At 71.5% G+C, this 19,381-nt stretch carries 12 protein-coding genes; 5 read left to right on the forward strand and 7 right to left on the reverse strand.

Annotated features, from left to right (window positions below; all coding sequences use genetic code 11):
- Positions 1 to 7: 7 nt before the first annotated feature.
- From BS83_RS37215 to BS83_RS37225, 3 genes are all read right to left on the reverse strand, one after another.
- Positions 8 to 784, reverse strand: coding sequence for an enoyl-CoA hydratase-related protein (locus BS83_RS37215; protein ID WP_037607689.1), 777 nt, complete (start codon positions 782 to 784; stop codon positions 8 to 10).
- A 128-nt stretch (positions 785 to 912) separates the two neighbouring features.
- Complete coding sequence (locus BS83_RS37220; RefSeq protein ID WP_232248620.1) at positions 913 to 1,977, reverse strand: L,D-transpeptidase; 1,065 nt, start codon at positions 1,975 to 1,977, stop codon at positions 913 to 915.
- A 327-nt stretch (positions 1,978 to 2,304) separates the two neighbouring features.
- Positions 2,305 to 3,507 (reverse strand): L,D-transpeptidase, encoded by a 1,203-nt coding sequence (locus BS83_RS37225; protein ID WP_051944804.1) that lies wholly within the window; start codon positions 3,505 to 3,507, stop codon positions 2,305 to 2,307.
- A 187-nt stretch (positions 3,508 to 3,694) separates the two neighbouring features.
- On the opposite strand from BS83_RS37225, the gene glgX reads away from it, so the two are divergent.
- The 5 genes from glgX to BS83_RS37250 all read left to right on the forward strand — a co-directional run bounded on the left by glgX (position 3,695) and on the right by BS83_RS37250 (position 11,334).
- Positions 3,695 to 5,929, forward strand: coding sequence for a glycogen debranching protein GlgX (glgX, locus tag BS83_RS37230; RefSeq protein WP_037610771.1), 2,235 nt, complete (start codon positions 3,695 to 3,697; stop codon positions 5,927 to 5,929).
- A gap of 83 nt (positions 5,930 to 6,012) precedes the next feature.
- Positions 6,013 to 6,546, forward strand: a complete 534-nt coding sequence (locus tag BS83_RS37235; RefSeq protein WP_037607690.1) for a sigma-70 family RNA polymerase sigma factor — start codon at positions 6,013 to 6,015, stop codon at positions 6,544 to 6,546.
- Positions 6,543 to 7,319 (forward strand): anti-sigma factor family protein, encoded by a 777-nt coding sequence (locus tag BS83_RS37240; RefSeq protein ID WP_037607691.1) that lies wholly within the window; start codon positions 6,543 to 6,545, stop codon positions 7,317 to 7,319. Before BS83_RS37235 ends, BS83_RS37240 begins: the two co-directional genes overlap by 4 nt.
- A 110-nt stretch (positions 7,320 to 7,429) precedes the next feature.
- Complete coding sequence (locus BS83_RS37245) at positions 7,430 to 9,379, forward strand: ABC transporter ATP-binding protein (RefSeq protein ID WP_084714718.1); 1,950 nt, start codon at positions 7,430 to 7,432, stop codon at positions 9,377 to 9,379.
- Complete coding sequence (locus BS83_RS37250; protein ID WP_084714720.1) at positions 9,376 to 11,334, forward strand: ABC transporter ATP-binding protein; 1,959 nt, start codon at positions 9,376 to 9,378, stop codon at positions 11,332 to 11,334. Before BS83_RS37245 ends, BS83_RS37250 begins: the two co-directional genes overlap by 4 nt.
- Positions 11,335 to 11,432: 98 nt before the next feature.
- Here BS83_RS37250 and BS83_RS42595 read toward each other — a convergent pair whose 3' ends face one another.
- From BS83_RS42595 to glgP, 4 genes are all read right to left on the reverse strand, one after another.
- Positions 11,433 to 12,824 carry an HNH endonuclease signature motif containing protein gene (locus tag BS83_RS42595; protein WP_198035384.1) on the reverse strand — a complete coding sequence of 464 codons (1,392 nt, stop codon included), beginning with the start codon at positions 12,822 to 12,824 and terminating at the stop codon, positions 11,433 to 11,435.
- A 144-nt stretch (positions 12,825 to 12,968) separates the two neighbouring features.
- Entirely contained in the window at positions 12,969 to 14,792 is a 1,824-nt protein-coding gene (locus tag BS83_RS37260) for a bifunctional metallophosphatase/5'-nucleotidase (protein WP_037607692.1), read from the reverse strand.
- A 121-nt stretch (positions 14,793 to 14,913) separates the two neighbouring features.
- A complete protein-coding gene (locus BS83_RS37265) occupies positions 14,914 to 15,900 on the reverse strand; it encodes an NAD-dependent epimerase/dehydratase family protein (protein ID WP_037607693.1) in 987 nt (328 codons plus the stop codon).
- Between the two features lie 87 nt (positions 15,901 to 15,987).
- Positions 15,988 to 18,720, reverse strand: coding sequence for an alpha-glucan family phosphorylase (glgP, locus tag BS83_RS37270; protein ID WP_037607694.1), 2,733 nt, complete (start codon positions 18,718 to 18,720; stop codon positions 15,988 to 15,990).
- Between the last annotated feature and the right edge of the window lie 661 nt (positions 18,721 to 19,381).

Consider the following 19,381-nt stretch of genomic DNA (forward strand, 5'->3'; position numbering starts at 1 on the left):
GCGGCCGTCAGTTGAACTTGGCCTTGCCCGGCCCCTCCTCGACGAAGCTGCGCATGCCGATCTCGCGGTCCTCGGTGGCGAAGAGGCCCGCGAAGAGGTTCCGCTCGATGGTCAGTCCGGTGTCGAGGTCGGTCTCGATGCCGCGGTCCACGGCCTCCTTGGCGGCGCGCAGCGCGAACGCGGGGCCGGCGGCGAGCCTGGCGGCCCAGGCGTGGGCGGTCGCGAAGACCTCCTCCGCCGGGACGACCTGGTCGGCCAGGCCGATCCGGTGCGCCTCGGCGGCGTCGATCATGCGCCCGGTGAAGATCAGGTCCTTGGCCTTGGCCGGGCCGACCAGCCGCGACAGCCGCTGGGTGCCGCCGGCGCCGGGGATCAGCCCGAGCAGGATCTCCGGCTGACCGAACTTCACGTCGTCCGCGGCGATCCGGATGTCCGCGCAGAGCGTCAGCTCGCAGCCGCCGCCCAGGGCGTAGCCGGTGACCGCGGCCACGACCGGCTTCGGGATGCGCGCCACCGCGTCGAAGGCCCCCTGCAGCGCACCGCCGCGCTGCACCATGTCGGTGTAGCTCATGCGCTGCATCTCCTTGATGTCGGCGCCGGCCGCGAAGACCCGCTCGCCGCCCCAGAGGATCACCGCACGCACGTCGGCGCGGGCTGCCGCCTCCTCGGCGACCTCCTTGAGCTTGTCCTGCATCGCGACGTCGAGCGCGTTCATCTTCGGTCGGTCGAGCCGGATGACGCCGACGGCGTGCTCGTCGACCTCGAGCTTCACGAAACGGTCCATCTAAGAGCCTCCCCGGGAGGGATGAGAGAAGCGGCGCAGAGTGAACCGATGTTAACGCGCGACCGGGCCGGTCGGACCGCCCGGTGGGGGCAGCCCGACCGGCCCGGTCGGGGTTCAGCGGACCTGGGTCAGTTGGACGTCCAGGCCGACCAGCTCATGTTCCACCCGTTCAGGCCGTTGTCCGGGGAGACGATCCGGTCCGGCGAGTTCACGACCTGCACCACGTCGCCGATCAGCGAGGCGTTGTAGAACCAGGCCGCCGGGGTCGACGGGTCCCCGCCGCCCTGGACGTCCCTGAGGCCGACGCAGCCGTGGCTGGTGTTCTCACTGCCGAACACCGACGCCGGACGCCAGTAGTTGCCGTGCACGAAGGTGCCGGAGGTGGTGAGCCGCATGCCGTGCGGAACGTCCTTGATCCGGTACGCGTTGCCCAGGCCGACCGTCTGGGAGTTCATGTCGACGGTGGGGTCCTTCTCGGAGATCACCATCTTGCCGTTGTACGTGGTGTGGTCCGGGTCACCGAGGCTGGCGGGCAGCTTCTTCCGCACCACGCCCGGCCCGGAGTAGATCGTGAGCGTGTGCGCGGAGTTGTCCGCGACGCTGACCTGGTAGCGGCCGATGCTGAAGCTGACGTCCTTGTCCTGCTTGCCGTAGCCGGTCTGGCCGGTGCGCACGCCGTTCAGGTGCAGGTGGAGCGTCACCTTGGTGCCGGGCGCCCAGTAGTCCTGCGGACGGAAGTCCAGGCGGCTGTTGCCGAACCAGTGGCCCTGGACGTCCACGGCCGGGTCGGCGGTCACGGTGACCGCCTTGAGCACCGAGGCTTTGTACGCGTCGGCGACGACGGAGGTGAAGTTGAGCGAGACCTCCATGCCGACGCCGTAGGTGTCGCCCGGGTTCACGTTGAAGTTGGCGATGTTGGTCGCCGAGGGCGTCAGCGTGGTGAACGAGGAGCGGTCGGTGACCGCCTTGCCCTGGGTGTCGGTGGCCGTGGCCACGACGCTGTACTTGGTGCCGGTGTGCAGCGCGCCGGTCGGCGTCCAGCTGCTGCCGTCGCCGGACATCGTCCCGTCGATCTTGCTGCCGTCGTCGCCGGTGACGGCGATGCCGCTGAGCTTGCCCGAGGCGGCGCTGATCTTCAGCGTGCCGTTGGTGTCGACGCCGGTCGCACCGTTCTTGGGCAGGATCGTGACCACAGCAGCAGAATTGGCCTCGGCCGACGCGCTCGGACTCGAACCTCCGGGCGCTCCGGGTACGCCCCCCTGCTGACCGTGGGTGCCGCTGGACCCCCCGCAGGCCGCGGCCGCGAGTATCGCGGCCCCGGTGGCTATCGCGACCAGACCTCGCCGGACGCTGCTGTGCACGAACAACCGTCTCTCCCCTCCCGGATGGCGCCCTGGATCCAGGTGGCGCCGCACCGCCGCGAGCATATCCCGGCAGTCTGGGTACTCCCCGTATGTCTTGACGCCGCGGGAGCGCGAGAAGTTGCTGTGGAGTTCTACGGGCCTGCTTCGCCTACCGTGCTACCGCGCCGGGTTCGCGGTCCAGTCCTTCCAGGACATGTTCCAGCCGCTCATGCCGTTGTCCGGCGCGACCTGGTCGCCCGAGGAACCGACGACCCTGACCACGTCGCCGATGATCGAGTGGTCGTAGAACCAGCCGGCCGGGGTGGTCCCGCTGCGCCCGCCGGGGGCGTCGTACAGGCCGACGCAGCCGTGGCTGGTGTTGGTCCGGCCGAACACGGAGGCCGGACGCCAGTAGACGCCGTGCACGAAGGTGCCCGAGTCCGTCAGCCGCATGGCGTGCGGGACGGCGGGGATGTCGTACTCGCTGCCCAGCCCGACGGTGTGCGAGTCCATCCGGGTCACCTGGTCCTGCTCGGAGATCACCATGACGCCGTCGTAGGTGCTGTGGCCGGGCCCGCCCGCGGAGATGTAGAGGGTGCGCAGGGTGCTGCCGTCGCGGACCACGGTGAGAGTGTCCGCGTCGGTGTCGGCGGTGCTGATCTGGCTGCGGCCGACGGTGAAGACGATCTGCTTCTCCTGCGTGCCGTAGACGCCGGGGGCCCCCTCGACGTGCTTCAGGTGCAGCGCGAGGGTCACGGTGGTACCGGGGGCCCAGTAGTGCTCCGGACGGAAGTCCACCCGCTGCGAGCCGAACCAGTGCGGCGCGACGGGCACCGGCGGGTCGGCCGTGACGCTGATCGCGCGCTGGACCGCGGCGCGGTCGGCGATCGAGCGGTTGAAGCGCAGCGTCACGATGAAGCCGACGCCGACGGTGCTGCGGTCCACGGGGTTGTAGAAGCCGATGAAGGTGTTCCTGGGCACGAACGTGGTGAAGCTCGCGTGCTTCGCGGCTTGGAGGCCGTCCTTGTCCGTGGCGACGGCGTCGAGCGTGTAGCGGGTCTCGGGCAGCAGCTTGCCCGTCGGCGTCCAGCTCGCCCCGTCGGCGGTGACCGCGCCCGGCACGGTCACGCCGTCGGCGTCCTTGAGCCGCACGTCCGTGAGCCGCCCCCCGCGCACGGACGCGAGCACCCCGCCGACGGCGGGCACCTCGGCTGCGCCGTCCACCGGCGTCAGCGTGACCTGCGCGGCGGAGACACGGGCGGCGTCGCTGCCACTCGGCGCGGAGGAGGAGCCGGAGCAGCCCGCAAGCAGCAGGGTCGCCGGGAGCAGCGCCCCGACGACCGCTCGCTTGATCCGTCCGGCCCACAGGTTCACGTGCACGTCCTCGCTCCTCGCTCACTCGCCTCGCGAGGATCAACGAGAGCGGCCCCGACACGTCACAGCCGAGGGCGAGTTGCGCCGCCCCACGGGCGCGGGGGCTCCGAAGAAGGTGCAAGCGCAGCTTCGCGGGGAACCTATCCGTAAGCCGGAGGATCGGGACGTCCACCGGGACGGGGAGGTGCTGGTCATGGCGGTGCCCGCGGAGCTGCGACTGCCGCAGGAGGAGCCGGATCCCGACGCGGGGAGGGTCGTCGCCGCGCGGGAGCGCGTGCTGCCGGGCAGTTGGCAGCCGCTCGGCGCGCGGTTCCACCTGGGGCCCGACGGGCGACCAGGGACCAACTTCGCCGTCTGGGCGGGCGGCGCGGAGGGCGTCGAGCTGTGTCTCTTCGACGAGGAGGGCGGGGAGACCCGGCACACCCTGCGCGAGCAGAGCTTCCAGGTCTGGCACGGGCACGTGCCGGACGTGCTGCCGGGTCAGCGCTACGGCTTCCGCGTGCACGGGCGGTGGGACCCGTGGACCGGCGCGCGGTGGAATCCGGCCAAGCTGCTGATCGACCCCTACGCCAGGGCCGTCGACGGCTCCTTCGAGCTGCACGACGCCGTCTACGGCCATGTCCGCAACTGGCCGGAGGCCGACGTCGCCGACACCGTGCGGGACAACCGTGACTCCGCCCGCTACGTCCCGAAGGCCATCGTGGTCCACGACACCGACGACTGGCTGGACGACCGGCGGCCGAAGACCCCGTGGGCCGACACCGTCCTGTACGAGCTGCACGTCAGGGGCTTCACCCGGACCATGCCCGGGGTCCCGCCCGAGCTGCGCGGCACCTACGCCGGTCTGGCCCACCCCGCCGCGATCGGCTACCTGACCCGGCTCGGCGTCACCGCCGTCGAACTGCTTCCGGTGCACCAGTTCGCCGACGAGGAGCATCTGCGACGGCGCGGACTGGGGAACTACTGGGGCTACAACAGCATCGGCTACTTCGCGCCGCACGGTGCCTACGCCGCCGGCGGGACCGCGGGCGAGCAGGTCGGTGAGTTCAAACGGATGGTCAGGGCCCTGCACGCGGCCGGGATCGAGGTCATCCTCGACGTCGTCTACAACCACACCGCCGAGGGCGGCGAGGGCGGGCCGACGTGGTCGTTCCGCGGGCTGGACAACGCCGGGTACTACCGGCTGCAGCCGCACAACCGCCGGGCCTACACCGACTACACCGGCTGCGGCAACAGCCTGGACGCCACCCAGCCGCAGACGCTCCGGCTGATCACCGACTCGCTGCGCTACTGGGTCACCGAGATGGGCGTCGACGGCTTCCGCTTCGACCTCGCCGCCGCCCTGGCCCGCACCGGCTTCGACGTCGACATGCGCGCGCCCTTCCTCTCCACCGTCTTCCAGGACCCGGTGCTCAGCCGGGTCAAGCTGATCGCCGAACCCTGGGACGTGGGCCTCGGCGGCTACCAGGTGGGCAACTTCCCTCCGCTGTGGACGGAGTGGAACGACCGCTACCGCGACACCGTCCGCGACTTCTGGCGCGGCGTACGGCCCGACGTGCGCGAGCTCGGCTACCGGCTGGCCGGCTCCTCCGACCTCTACCAGCGGGGCGGCCGGCGGCCCTTCGCCTCGGTCAACTACGTCACCGCCCACGACGGCTTCACCCTGCGCGACCTGGTCTCCTACAACGGCAAGCACAACGAGGCCAACGGTGAGGACAACCGCGACGGGACCAACGACAACCGCTCCTGGAACTGCGGGGCCGAGGGCGAGACGGACTCGCCCTCGATCAACGCGCTGCGCCGCCGCCAACTGCGCAACCTGACGGCGACGCTGCTGCTCTCGACCGGGGTCCCGATGCTGCTGGCCGGGGACGAGTTCGGGCGCACGCAGGGCGGCAACAACAACGCCTACTGCCAGGACAACGAGGTCGGCTGGATCGACTGGTCGCTGCTGGACTCGGACGAGTGGCGGCCGCTGCAGGAGCTGACCACCAGGTTGATCCGGCTGCGCCGCGAGCATCCGGTGCTGCGCCGGCGGGCCTTCTTCTCGGGACGCCCCGCGCTTCCCGGCGGCCTGCCGGACCTGACCTGGTTCACCGCGCGAGGCCGCGAGATGACCGAGGCCGACTGGTACGCGCCCGGCGCGACCCTGGCCATGCTGCTCTCCGGCGACGACCTGACCGAGCGCGACGCGGACGGCGAGCCGCTCACGGACGACAGCTTTCTGCTGATCCTGCACGCCCACCACCGGGCGATCCGCTTCACCTTGCCGGGCCTGCCGTGGGCGCGCTGCTACGAGACCGTCGTCGACACCTCGGTCGAGGAGCAGTCCGCGCCGGACGGCCGGCACTGGCCGGCCGGGGATGCGGTCACCGTGCCCGGCCGGTCGCTGCAGCTGCTGCGGGTCTGCGCGGAGGACGGCCGGTAGCCGGGCGGAGGCGGCGGGAGATCCGGCCGAAGAATCCCCGGTCCGCGGTTGAACCGACCCGGCCGGGGGCGCGTACTGGAGATGTGGACCACGCACCGACCCCGGATGCGGCCTTCGTCTCCGCGCTCTACGCGCGCTACGGAAGGTCGGTGCTGGGGCACGTCCTGCGGCTGGTGCACGGCGACTACCAGCGGGCGGAGGATCTCACCCAGGAGACCTTCCTCAAGGCCTGGCAGCACCGTGACTCGCTCGACCTGGACCGGGCCGCGCCGTGGCTGCACACGGTCGCGCACAACCTGGTGGTCTCCGCCTACCGCAAGGCGAAGGCCAGGCCCGCCGAGGCGCCCTTACCGGACGACGACCGGGGTGGCCTCGAGGACCTCGGCGGCGAGGCGGAGCTGGACCGGATGCTCGAACGCTGGCAGCTGCTGGAGGCGATGCGCGGACTGCGGACCGAGCACCGCGAGGTCCTGATCGAGGTCTACTACCTGCGCCGCACCGTCGCGGAGACGGCGGAGCACCTGGGCATCCCGGTCGGCACGGTCAAATCCCGCTGCTACTACGGTCTGCGGGCGCTGAGGAACGTTCTTGAGGAGAGAGGAGTGACATCCCGATGACGCCATGCGAGGAGAGCGTGCAGCTCGGCGCCTACCTGCTCGGGGCCCTCGATCCCGAGGAGCGGTCGGCGCTGGAGCGGCACATCGCCGGGTGCGACCGGTGCAAGGCCGAGTTGGTGGACATGGCGCCGCTGCCCGGTCTGCTCCGGCACACCCCGTTCGAGGAACTGGACGAGACGGCTGCGGCCGCCGAGTCGCTGACGCCGGCCCGCTGGCTGCAGCCCGGCGTCCCGGAGGGACCGGACGGCCGAGAGGGACCGGGCGGCCGGGAAGGACGAGAGGGACGCACCGACACCGGGGAGCCTGGCGAGTCGACGGCCCCCGGGCGCGCGGGTCTGCCGCCGCAGCGGCATCGGCGTCCGCGCCGCCGGATGGTGTCGGCCGGCCTGGTGCTGGCGGGAGCGGCGGCGGTGGCGGGCGCGTGGGTGTACGCGGGAGGCTTCCACTCCACGCCGTCCGCGCCCCCTGCCGCGGCCGCGGCGATGACCTGGACCGGCCAGGACCCGACGACGCACGTGACCGCCACGGCCGCGCTGACACCGGAGGCCTGGGGCACCCAGATGGACCTGAGGCTGGGCAACCTGCCGGTCGGCATCACCTGCCATCTGGTGGTGCACTCCAGGGACGGGCGCACGGAGACCGCGGGAACCTGGGGCTCCGGCTACGGGACGAAGGCGGACGTCCCCGCGTCGACTTCCATCAGTCCGTCCGACATCAGCCGACTCGACATCGTCGGTGGGGACGGAAACGTCCTGGTTCATGTGCAGGGGTGAGCGGGAACCGGACATGTAAGGGGCGGAAATTGGGATGAGGGCTGTCACTGGTCCGGTCTAGGCTCCGGAACGATGCCCCCGAAACGCCCGACGACCTGGATGCCGAGCTGATGACTGAGCTGTCCACCCAGCCGCAGACGTCCGAACCCACTCCGCCCCCCACACCCGACCTGCCGCTCTCCACAGCCCCCACCGAGGAGCCGACCGAGCCCGACCGGCTCGCGCCGGCCAAGCACTCGGCGATCCGTTCGCTGCTCCGGCTGTGGCCCTACGCGCGCCCGATCCGCTGGTTCCTGGTCGGCTCGACCACGGCCGCGCTGCTCGCCTCGCTCTCCGCGCTGGTGATCCCGCTGGTGCTGAAGAACATCGTCGACGGTCCGGTCGCGCACCGGGACACCTCCGGCCTCTGGCTCCAGGGCGCCCTGCTGCTCGTCCTCGGCATGCTGGAGGCGGGCCTCTTCGGCATGCGCCGCTGGCTGGTCGCCCGACCGCTGGCCACCGTCGAACGGCAGATGCGCGCCGATCTCTACGCGAAGCTGCAGCGGCTTCCGGTCTCCTTCCACGACCGCTGGGCCTCGGGGCAGCTGCTCTCGCGGGCGACGTCGGACATGTACACCATCCGGCTCTTCCTGGCCTTCCCGCTGATCTTCCTGATCGTCAACTCGATGGTCTTCCTGACCGGTATCGCCATCATGTTCGGCCTCGACTGGCAGCTCGCGCTGATCACGGTGCTGCCCGCCGTGCCGCTGATCCTGCTCTGCTCCTACTTCGAGCGCCGTTACTCGGCCGCCGCCCGCCTCTCCCAGGACCAGAACGGCGACCTCGCCACGGTCCTGGAGGAGTCCGTGCTCGGCATCCGGATCCTCAAGTCCTTCGGCCGGCACCGCACCATGGCCGCCCGCTACCGCGACCAGGCCGAGCTGCTGCGGGGCACGGAGCTGCGGAAGGCCCGGCTGCTGGCGGACCTGTGGGCGGTCATCGTCGGTCTGCCCGAGCTCGCTCTGGGCATCTCGCTGGCGGTCGGCGTGGTCCAGGTCGCGCACGGCAGCACCACGGCCGGCACCCTGGTCGGCTTCCTGTCCACGGCGCTGTCGCTGCGCTGGCCGGTGGAGTCGCTGGGCTGGCTGCTGGCCTACAGCAACGAGGCCGCGACGGCGACGGACCGCTTCTTCGAGGTCATGGACGCCCGCCCGGCCGACGCGGAGGACGTGGCGAAGGCCGACGTCGCCGAGCGGACGGTTGCGGTCGGCGCACCCACCGCATCCGACGCGTCAGACGCACCCGCCGCGTCCGCGCCGACGGAGCGGGATGGCATCCGGCTGGAGGGCGTGCGCTTCCGCTACCCGGACGCCCCCGCCGACTCCCCCGACCTGCTGTCCGGCGTCGACCTGCACATCCGTTCCGGCGAGACCATGGCGCTGGTCGGTCTGACCGGCAGCGGCAAGACCACGCTGACGGCACTGCTCCCCCGCCTCTACGAGACCGAAGGCGGCCGGATCACGCTGGACGGCACCGACGTCCGCGACATCTCCCGCGCCAAGCTGCGCGAGCTGGTGTCGATGGCCTTCGAGGAGCCGACCCTCTTCTCCGCCTCCGTGCGCGAGAACGTGCTGATGGGCGCGCCCGACGCGTCAGACGAGTCCTTCGAGCGAGCCCTGGACGTGGCGCAGGCGCAGTTCGCCCGCAGCCTCCCCGAGGGCCCGGACACCCAGGTCGGCGAGCAGGGGCTGAGCCTCTCCGGCGGCCAGCGCCAGCGCCTCGCCCTGGCCCGCGCGGTCGTCGGCGCACCGGACTTCCTGGTGCTGGACGACCCGCTCTCGGCCCTGGACGTGCACACCGAGGCCCTGGTCGAGCAGGCCCTGCGGCAGGTGCTGGCCGAGACGACGGCGCTGGTCGTCGCCCACCGGCCGAGCACGGTGATGCTGGCCGACCGCGTCGCCCTGCTGGCGGACGGCAGGATCACCGCCGTGGGCACACACCACGAGTTGCTGGAGTCGAACCCGGACTACCGGGAGCTGATGTCGGGCGAACGAGCCGAGGACGGGGGCCTCACGCGATGAGCGTGACCGAGACGGAACAGACCGGACAGACGGAACAGACGGAACAGACGGAGGAGGAACAGCGGTCCCGGCGGCCCGACACGTCGGCGGACGGCGCAGCGGCTGAGGGCGCAGCGGACGGTGCGGCGGCCGCCGCGTCCGAGCCGGGCTCCCCCGCCGAGGACGCGGTGGCCGACGGCGAGGACATCCCGGTTCCGCCGGGCGCGCCACGCGCCCTGCTGCGCTCGCTGCTCGGCCCGCACAAGGCGCGGATCGCCCTGGCGATGGTCATGATCATGGTCCAGCAGGCGGCGCTGCAGGTCGGCCCGCTGCTGGTCTCCTACGCCATCGACCGCGGCATCCCCGCCCTGCGGGCGCACGACTGGGGCCCGCTGGTCGCGGTGACGGCCGGCTATCTCGGCTGCGCGGCGCTGGCCACCCTGCTCCAGCGCTCCTTCATCCGCCTCTCCGGCGTGGTGAACCAGGCCATCCTGCTGGAGATGCGCCGCCGGATCTTCCGGCACGCCCAGGCGCTGAGCCTGGACTTCCACGAGCGCTACACCTCCGGCCGCATCATCTCCCGCGCCACCAGCGACGTGGACACCGTCCGCGAGCTGCTGAACGAGGGCCTGCAGGAGCTGCTCTCCGTCGTGCTCTCGCTGGTCTACATCAGCCTGCTGCTGGTGGTCATGGACTGGAGGCTGGGGCTCGCCTCGCTCGCCTCGGTGGTGCCGATCTACCTGTTCACGCGCGGCTACCGACGGCGCTCGCAGGTCATCTACCGCCGCTCGCGCACGGCCGTGGCCAGCGTGATCGTCCGCTTCACCGAGACGATGAACGGCATCCGCCCCGTGCAGGCCTTCCGCAGGGAGGCAGCCAACGAGAAGGCCTTCGCGGTCTCCAACGACGACTACGCCGACTCGAACGCCCTCGGCCTGCTCTCGATGGCGCGCTTCGTCGCGTCCTCGCGGGCGACGGCGAACGTGTGGATCACCGGCATCGTCGTGTGGGGCGCGTTCCTGGTCGCCCAGGGCAGCCTGCAGCTCGGTGTGCTGGCGGCCTTCGTGCTCTACCTGCGCCGGCTGTTCGACCCGATCGACCACGTGGCGATGTTCCTGAACAGCTATCAGTCGGCCTCGGCGGCACTGGAGAAGATCGCGGGTCTGCTGGCCCACGAGCCCTCCGTCCCCGAGCCGGCCGAGCCCGTCGCCCTGCCGGAGAAGACCGAGGACGCGATCCCCGGCCGCGAGGTCGACTTCGCCGACGTCGCCTTCTCCTACCGCACCGGCAAGCAGGTGCTGCCCACCTTCGACCTGCGCATTCCCGCAGGGCAGAGCGTGGCGGTGGTCGGCGCGACCGGCGCGGGCAAGTCGACGCTGGCCAAGCTCCTGGCCCGGTTCTACGACCCGACCCAGGGCGAGGTCACCCTCGACGGCGTCGACCTGCGCGCGCTGGCCACCCCGGAGCTGCGGCGCGGCGTGGTCATGGTGACGCAGGAGTCGTTCCTCTTCTCCGGCACGGTGGCGGAGAACATCGCCATCGGCCGACCCGACGCGACCCGCGAAGAGGTCGAGTCGGCGGCCAAGGCCATCGGCGCCTACGAGTTCATCGCGGCGCTCCCGGAGGGCTTCGACACCGACGTCCGCAAGCGCGGCGGCCGCATCTCCGCCGGCCAGCGGCAGCTGGTCGCCTTCGCCCGCGCCCTGCTGGCGGACCCGGCGGTGCTGATCCTGGACGAGGCGACTTCCTCATTGGACGTCCCCGGTGAGCAGGCGGTCCAACGCGCGATGCACACCGTCCTGGCCGGACGCACGGCCGTGATCATCGCCCACCGACTCTCGACGGTGGAGATCGCGGACCGCGTCCTCGTCATGGAACAGGGCCGCATCGTCGAGGACGGCACCCCCACCGAACTCATCGCCGGCACGGGCCGCTTCGCCAGCCTCCATCAGGCCTGGCGGGACAGTCTGGTCTGACCGTCCGTCTGCTTCAGCCCCTCAGCAGCACCTGACCGTCACATGGGCGTGCCGATGGGCCGCCGGGTGGGCGGCTCATCGGCACGCTGTGGGGTTGGCTACCGGTTGGGGTAGCGGGTGTTGGGGGGTGGGGGTGTGTCCGGTGGTGGCACCGCCCTCGGCCTGCCGTTGGTCATCTCCAACTCCCAGCCGGTCTGGTGCAGGTCGGTGTGGTGTTCCCCGCAGAGCAGGGCGAGGTTGTCGAGGCTGGTGTGGCCGCCGTCGGCCCAGTGGGTGAGGTGGTGGGCCTCGCACCAGGTGGGTGGGCGGGTGCAGCCGGGCCAGACGCAGTGCCGGTCCCGGGCGATGACCGCGTCCCGCAGGTGCGCGGGGACGGTGCGGGTGGCGCGGCCGATGGAGACCGGCTTGCCCTGGCCCTTGGTGAGGATCACCCGGAGCCGGCAGTCGCAGGACTCCTTACGGGCCTGCCACCGCGGCAACCGAAACCCCCGCGTGCTGGTGGCGACACCCACCGGGTGCAGCAACCCCGACACATCATCGTTCCCGTCCGTTTCCGGGTCGTCGGTGAAGGTGGGGTGGGCCGGGCACTCCTCCCGCAGCGCGTCCAGATCCGCGATCACGGTGAAGTGGGGGCGCTGACCACCGGTGGTGGGGAGCTTGTCGCAGCCCAGCGCGAGGTCGGCGACCGCTTCGAGGGCGTCGCCCATCCGCTCCGGATGCGTCCGGGTTTCCCCCTCGACGGGGGTGCCCATCGCCGCCTCCAGCGCGACGCGCAGCTTCTCCCCCGCCACCGCCGACAGTTCGGCGGTCAGCACCCAGAACGGGTCATCGCTCGTGCCGGTCTGCGACAGCCTCGCGGTGGACCGGAACAGCGCCGGGGCGTCCTTCGCCTGCGGCTCCTGCTCCTCCACGAGGTGGGCGCGGACCTGCCGGGCGGCCTGCTTGAGCTGACCCAAGTGGAGTTCCTTCGCCTGCCCGACCAGGAGTTCTTCGGCCTGGGCGCGAGCCTGCGGGTCCTCCACGTCGGTGATCTCGTGGGCGATGACGTCGGCCTGGCACCCCGACAGCTCCCCCGACGCCTGCGCGGCGCGGACGGTGCGCAGGGTGTCCAGGCGGCGAGCGCGCTCGACGAGCTGCTTCGCCGCCCGGTCACTCAACTGGCCGTGCGTCTGCAGGAACCCCTTCGCCGTCCGGGAACGGGTGGCGGCCACCGCGCCGGTGCGGTCGAACACCGCCACCCGGCGCGCGAGCTCCGCCCCCACCATCTCCTCGAACCGGACCAGCGCGAGGAGCTGCTCGGCCTGGAACGGGGCACCGGCCGCGCACAGGGTGTCGTCGTCCTCCGCCGCCAACGCGGCCAAGAACGTCAGAGAAGAAGAGGGCAGGGTCCGCAGCGGCTCGGTCGAAACGCGGGCCTGGCGGGAGCTTGAGGGAGTCAGGGGATCCGCACGGAACACGTCCCCCAGCGAGGCAGAAAACACCTCACCCATGGACGCATCTCCGTCTTCACACCCGCCCCCGAACATCGAGGCGTCCATAGAACAATTATGACACCCCACCAAGCCCCACACCATCACTCACAAGAGTGAAAACCCCCAGCTCAGACCCTAGTTGATCAGGTCATCCGCCGACTCTCACGAGTACAGCGGGACGCCGGCGCGGACCAGCCGCCAGCCGTTCTGGTAGAAGTCGGCCGGGTTGATCTGACCCTTCGCCTTGACCCAGGCGATGATCGTGTTGCGGATCTCGTCCGACGCGCTCCAGACCAGCTGCGCCGAGGCGACATGCGGGAAGTTGCCGCCGCCGTTGGCGCGGTAGTTGTTCACCGCGAGCACGAACTGCGCCGCGTCGTCGATCGGCTGCCCCGCGTACTTCACGTTCACGATCCGCGAGCCGACCGGCTGCGAGACGTCGATGTCGTAGCTCAGGCCGTAGATCTCGTCGAAGTTGTAGTCCGGCGTACCGTTCGCGTTGGTCAGCGCGGACTCGACGATCGGAGCGCCCACCGCCAGCGTGTTGAAGTACTCGGCGGTGAATTCCAGGTAGTCCCGGAGCTGGGCGCCCGTCATCAGCTTCGCTTCGAGGGTGTTCTCGTAGATGTACAGCCCGGCCGCGTCCCGCAGGCGCACCGTGCCGGCCGGGATGTCCGCGGTCCGGTTGAACGGGGCGGCCTGGGCCAGGACCGGCAGGTTGGCGTAGGAGGTCGAGGCCAGGGCGGCCTTCACCGTGTCGGCCTGGACCTTGCCGATCAGGTCCACGATCGGCACGCACTGGAACGGGGCCCGCGCGATCGAGAGGTCCTCGGTGCAGGTGCCGATGGTCTGGTTGACGTAGGTCCGCACCGCGGCGTGCTCCTGCTGGACCAGGGCGGCGATCTTCGGGTCCTCGTCCACCGTGTTGCTGTTGAGGACGGTCGCCGTGCAGGAGACGACCTGCCACTGGTGGTCGACCAGCTCGACGACGAAGTCGAAGCGGGAGAGCCGGAAGCCCCAGCAGTAGGGCTCGGAGAGGACGACCGTCTTGCCGGTCGCGGTGTTGGTGACCAGTCGCTGCGCCACCTCCTTGTGGGTGTGGCCGACGAGCACCGCGTCGATGCCGGGGACGCTCGCCGCCATCGCCGCCGAGGCGTCCTCGGCGTACGGCAGCTGGTCGCCCCAGGAGCTGGGCTCGTCGATGCCGGAGTGGGCGGAGACGATGACCACGTCCGCGCCCGCGCTGCGCACGCGGGGGACGTGGATCGCGGCCTGCTCCGGGATGCCGTTGAAGGTCATCTTCCCGGCGACGTTGTCCTTGTCCCAGATGGCGATGCCGGGGTTGGTCAGACCCAGGATGCCGACCTTGAGGTGCGGGCCGTGCGGGACGTGGATCTTCTTGATGATGTACGGGGAGAACGCCGGACGGTTGGTCTTGGCGTCGATCGCGTTCGCCGCGAGCAGCGGGAAGTCGCACTGGCGCTCGAAGGCGCGGACCGTGTCGATGCCGTAGTTGAACTCGTGGTTGCCCAGCGCCGCCGCGTCGTAGCGCATGGCGTTCATGGCCAGCGCCATCGGGTGCCGCGGAGCCTTGTGCTCGGGCTTGGCGGTGATCGGGTCGACCCTGGCGTAGTAGTAGCTGAGCTGGGTGCCCTGGATGATGTCGCCGGCGTCGATCAGCAGCACGCGCTCGTGGCCGACCTCCTCGCGGATCTGCTTGACCAGGGTGGAGATCTTCGCCAGGCCGACGTCGTTCTGGGCCTTGTCCTCGTACTCCGCGTCGGTGAAGTAGTCCCAGTTGAGCGCGTGTCCGTGCACGTCGGTGGTGCCGAGGACAGTGAAGGAGAAGGTCTTCGGCTGCTTGCCGCCGTGGGCGCCGGGGGCGTCGACCGCGGCGGCGGGCGTGGCGGCAGCGGTGCCGGCGACGGCGACTCCCGCCGCGACGGCCGCGGTTCCGGCGACGAACTCTCTGCGCTTCAGGGACATCGGGGCTCCAGTTCACAAATGGGATCTACGCGCGCTGTGCAACGCGCGTAGAAGTCTGCCCGGCAAAGTGTTGCGGCGGAAGCCCTTTGACGTTGCGTCCGGGAAAACAGACGGTGTCCGGTCAAGAACGAGCGGCGTCCCCCGACAGGCCGGCCAGCAGCGCGCGCTCCTGCTCCTCCGAGAGGCCGCAGCTCAGCGGCGGTTCGCCGCGGCCGCGGTCCCACGCGAGCACGTCGGCGGCCGTGCGCGCCAGCGGCGTGCCGGGCAGTCCGGCCGCGCGGGCCAGAGTCGTGTCGCGCTGCTGACTGGCCCAGGCGGCGCGCACGAAGGGCAGGCGCGGGGCTCCGGCGGCGGCCTCCGCGGGGGTCCGTACCAGCTCCACGCTGGTGCCCGCCGCGGCCGCGCAGGTCTCGACGAGTCCGCCGAGCGTCGTCGGTTCGGCCGGTCCCATCGCGTTGAAGACACCGCCTCTGTCGTCCTCGACCAGGCGGCGCACCAGCACGGCCAGGTCCCGCACGTCCAGCACCTGGACGGGCTGGGCCGGGTCGGCGGTCATGGCCACCCGCCCGCCGCGCGCGGCCCGGCGGACCCAGTAGGCGAAGAGCTCGTTCTCGTCGTGCGGTCCCACCAGCTGCCCTGCCCGGACGATGGTCGCCCGCCCGCCGAAGCGGTCTCGGATGTCGTCCTCGCAGGCCACCTTGGACGGCCCGTAGGTGGCGTTGTCCAGATCGTCGACGCGCGCGACGGTCCGCACCGGCGGCCGGGTCGGCGTGGACTCGTCCGCGCCGGGGCCGACGCCGTCCTCCTGGTAGACGGCGTTGGTGGAGATGAAGAGGTAGCGGCCGACCCGGTCGCCCAGCGCGTCCATCGCCGCGCCGACCTGCCCGGGGAGATAGCCGCTGACGTCGACGACCGCGTCCCAGCTGCCCGCGCGCAGCGCGTCGAGGTCGCCGGTGTCCCGGTCCCCCACGAGGCGGGCGGCCTCGGGGAAGAGCTCGGTCCCCGTCCTCCCCCGGCCGAACAGGGTCACGTGCGCGCCGGCGTCGAGGGCCTCCGCCACGACGGCGCGGCCGACGAACGCGGTACCGCCGAGCACAAGGATTCGCATGCGCTCGACCCTACTGAGCACGCCGGGCGCGGGCACCGGGTTTCCGGAGCCCGCGCCCGACCGTGCGTCAGCGCCGTCGGCCGCCGTCTACCGCAGCACGCCGTCGCTGAGTCCCGTCGTCTCCGCAGGGACGGCGATCAGGCCGAGCTCCGCCTCGGTCGCCAGCAGCCGGTGGCTCGGCAGGATCCGGACCGTGTACCCGAAGGGCCCCGTCCGGCTCAGCTCCAGCGGGCCCTCGTAGCGCCAACGCCCGTCGACGTCGGCGCGGTCGGCCGGCTTCAGCGAGACCGTGGCGACGTCCGAGATCACGTCGGCGTCGTCCACCCGGCCGGAGACCGCCTGCACGTCCACGTCCGAGGGGTCGAGGCCGTCGAGCTGCACCTGGACCCGCAGGGTGAGCGTGCTGCCGAGTTCCGGGGCGTCCGCGCTGCCCACCGCCTCGACGTGTTCGACCCTGATCTGCGGCCAGTGCGCGCGGATCCTGACCTTCCAGGCCGCCAGCTCCCGGGCGCCGGCGTAGGGCTCGCCCGAGCCGCCGGGACCCCCGAGCGCGCGCTGCGCCTCGGCCGCCGGGGCGTACAGGCGCTCGACGTACTCCCTGACCATGCGTGCGGCCAGCACCTTCGGGCCGAGGGTGGCCAGGGTGTGGCGCACCATCTGGATCCAGCGCCGCGGCAGCCCGTGGCCGTCGCGGTCGTAGTAACGCGGCGCGACCTGGTGCTCGATCAGGTCGTAGAGCGCCGCCGACTCGATCTCGTCACGACGGTCCTCGTCGGGCTCGCCGTCCGCGGTCGGGATCGCCCAGCCGTTGCCGCCGTCGAACCACTCGTCCCACCAGCCGTCGAGCACGGACAGGTTGAGTGCGCCGTTGAGCGCCGCCTTCATTCCGCTGGTGCCGCAGGCCTCCAGCGGGCGCAGCGGGTTGTTCAGCCAGACGTCGCAGCCGGGGTAGAGCTTGGCGGCCATGTCCATGTCGTAGTCGGGCAGGAAGACGATCCGGTGGCGCACCGCGGGGTCGTCCGCGAAGGCGACCAGCTTCTGGATCAGCGCCTTGCCGCCGTCGTCGGCGGGGTGGGCCTTGCCCGCGACGACGATCTGGATCGGCCGGGTCGGGTGCAGCAGCAGTCCGCGCAGTCGCTCCTGGTCGCGCAGCATCAGGGTGAGCCGCTTGTAGGAGGGCACCCGCCGCGCGAAGCCGATGGTCAGCACGTCGGGGTCGAGCACCTGCCCGGTCCAGCCGAGCTCGGCGTTGCCCATGCCGCGCTGCCGCCAGGAGGCGCGCACCCGGGCGCGGGCCTCCTCCACGAGCTGGGCCCGCAGGCGGCGGCGCAGCTCCCAGATCTCGTCGTCGGCGATGGCGTCGATGCCGTCCCAGCGCCGGGACTCGCCGAGCACCATGGCGTCGTCGATCCGGTCGGTGCCGAGCTCGCGCGAGGCCAGCCGGACGACCTCGGGATCGATCCAGGTGGGAGCGTGGACGCCGTTGGTGATGGAGGTGATCGGCACCTCGGCGGCGTCGAAGCCCGGCCACAGGCCGCTGAACATGCCCCGGCTGACCTGGCCGTGCAGCAGGCTGACGCCGTTGGCCCGCTGGGCGAGGCGCAGACCCATCGCGGCCATGTTGAACAGCGCGGGGTCGCCCCCGGTCCAGCTTTCCACTCCGAGTGCGAGCACCCGGTCCACCGGGACGCCGCCCAGCGGCTCCCCCTGCGCGCCGGAACCGCCGGTCCCGGACCCGGCCCCGGACCCGCCGCCGACACCGCCCACGCCGGACGCGCCGTCAGCCGCGAAGTGGCGGTGCACGATCTGCCGGTCGAAGCGGTCGATCCCGGCCGGGACCGGCGTGTGCGTGGTGAACAGGGTGCCGGCCCTGACGGCTTCCAGCGCGGCGTCGAAGTCCAGGCCGGCGCCGCCCGCCTCGACCGGACGGGTGAGCTCGCGGATACGCTCCACGCCGAGGAAGCCCGCGTGGCCCTCGTTGGTGTGGAAGACCTCGGGCTCGGCGTGTCCGGTGAGCCGGCAGAAGGTGCGCACGGCGCGGACGCCGCCGATGCCGAGCAGCATCTCCTGGAGCAGCCGGTGCTCGCTGCCGCCGCCGTAGAGCCGGTCGGTCACGTCGCGCGCCCGCGCGTCGTTGACCTCGATGTCAGAGTCGAGCATCAGCAGCGGCACCCGGCCGACCTGGGCCTTCCAGATCTGCGCGTGCAGCTGCCGGCCGCCGGGCAGGGCCAGCACGACGGTGCTGGGGCTGCCGTCGGGCTCACGCACCAGGCTGACGGCGAGTTCGTTGGGGTCGAGCAGCGGATAGCGCTCCTGCTGCCAGCCGTCCCGGGAGAGCGACTGGCGGAAGTAGCCGTGACGGTAGAGCAGGCCGACGCCGATGATGGGCACGCCGAGGTCGCTGGCGGCCTTCAGGTGGTCGCCGGCCAGGATGCCGAGGCCGCCGGAGTACTGCGGCAGCGCGGCGGTGATGCCGAACTCGGGCGAGAAGTAGGCGACGGCGGCGGGCAGCTCGCTGCCGCGCTGGCGCTGGTACCAGCGCGGTCCGGTCAGGTAGTCGCGGAGGTCCTCCTCGGCGTCGTGCAGGCGGCGCAGGAAACGTCTGTCGGCGGCCAGGGCGGCGAGCCGCTGGCCGGAAACGGCGCCCAGCAGGCGCACCGGGTCGCAACCGGTGGCCTCCCACACCTCGGGATCGACGGAGCGGAACAGCTCGCGCGTCTCGGGGTGCCAGGACCAGCGCAGATTGAGTGCCAACTCACCGAGGGCCTGGAGGGGTTCGGGCAGGACGGTGCGGACCGTGAAACGTCGGATTGCCTTCACCCAAGCGAAGATAGCCGCGCGGCAGGTCGGCTGCGTAGCCACTCAGGGGCGCACTGACCGCCGTTCGGCGCATTGGTGCGATCGGCGGGGTCACGCTTCACTCTTACGGGGGTACGGCGTGCGCGGGCGCACGCCGGTGCAGGGGGGCGTGCAGTCGTAGGAATTCACAACGCCGTCACACCGCCGTCCACCCGAGTGCGTCGAACTGCCTTGATCTGTGGCCGAAATGAGCACTTACCCGCGCGTAAGACTTCCGTTCGGTGCGAGGATCGAAGCAGGTCGGAACGGACGTGACGACCAGTGGGACGCGGATGCCGTGCGGTCTCTTCTGCGTGTCCACCAGTCCCGCGCGATCGTTGTCAACACGACGGCGTTCGACCGACGGCAGGTTGCCGGACGGGAAGGCGGGGGAAGGCTCTCTGGGCCCTCCCTCTCGGCCTCACTGTCAGGCATCCGCGCAGCTCATCACCGTGCGTCACACCTCACTCCGCGTCATATCTCACTCAGAGTCACTGAAGTCCGGGCATGGGTACCCCTTTTGCCCCGTCTTTACCAGTTGTGCCGTTGACAGCTCGCCCCGTTCGCCCCGTTCGCCCTCGCCCTGCCCCGCCCCTCGCCAGCCAGGAGCGTCGATGCGTGACACCGCACGAAAGGACGACCA

The organism is Streptacidiphilus rugosus AM-16, assembly GCF_000744655.1.
GTDB lineage: Bacteria > Actinomycetota > Actinomycetes > Streptomycetales > Streptomycetaceae > Streptacidiphilus > Streptacidiphilus rugosus.

Coding starts and splice junctions, on each gene's coding strand:
- BS83_RS37215 (WP_037607689.1), bottom strand. CDS start 784: ATGGACCGTTTCGTGAAGCTCGAGGTCGACGAGCACGCCGTCGGCGTC.
- glgX (WP_037610771.1), top strand. CDS start 3,695: ATGGCGGTGCCCGCGGAGCTGCGACTGCCGCAGGAGGAGCCGGATCCC.
- BS83_RS37240 (WP_037607691.1), top strand. CDS start 6,543: ATGACGCCATGCGAGGAGAGCGTGCAGCTCGGCGCCTACCTGCTCGGG.
- BS83_RS37245 (WP_084714718.1), top strand. CDS start 7,430: ATGACTGAGCTGTCCACCCAGCCGCAGACGTCCGAACCCACTCCGCCC.
- BS83_RS37250 (WP_084714720.1), top strand. CDS start 9,376: ATGAGCGTGACCGAGACGGAACAGACCGGACAGACGGAACAGACGGAA.
- BS83_RS42595 (WP_198035384.1), bottom strand. CDS start 12,824: ATGGGTGAGGTGTTTTCTGCCTCGCTGGGGGACGTGTTCCGTGCGGAT.
- BS83_RS37260 (WP_037607692.1), bottom strand. CDS start 14,792: ATGTCCCTGAAGCGCAGAGAGTTCGTCGCCGGAACCGCGGCCGTCGCG.
- BS83_RS37265 (WP_037607693.1), bottom strand. CDS start 15,900: ATGCGAATCCTTGTGCTCGGCGGTACCGCGTTCGTCGGCCGCGCCGTC.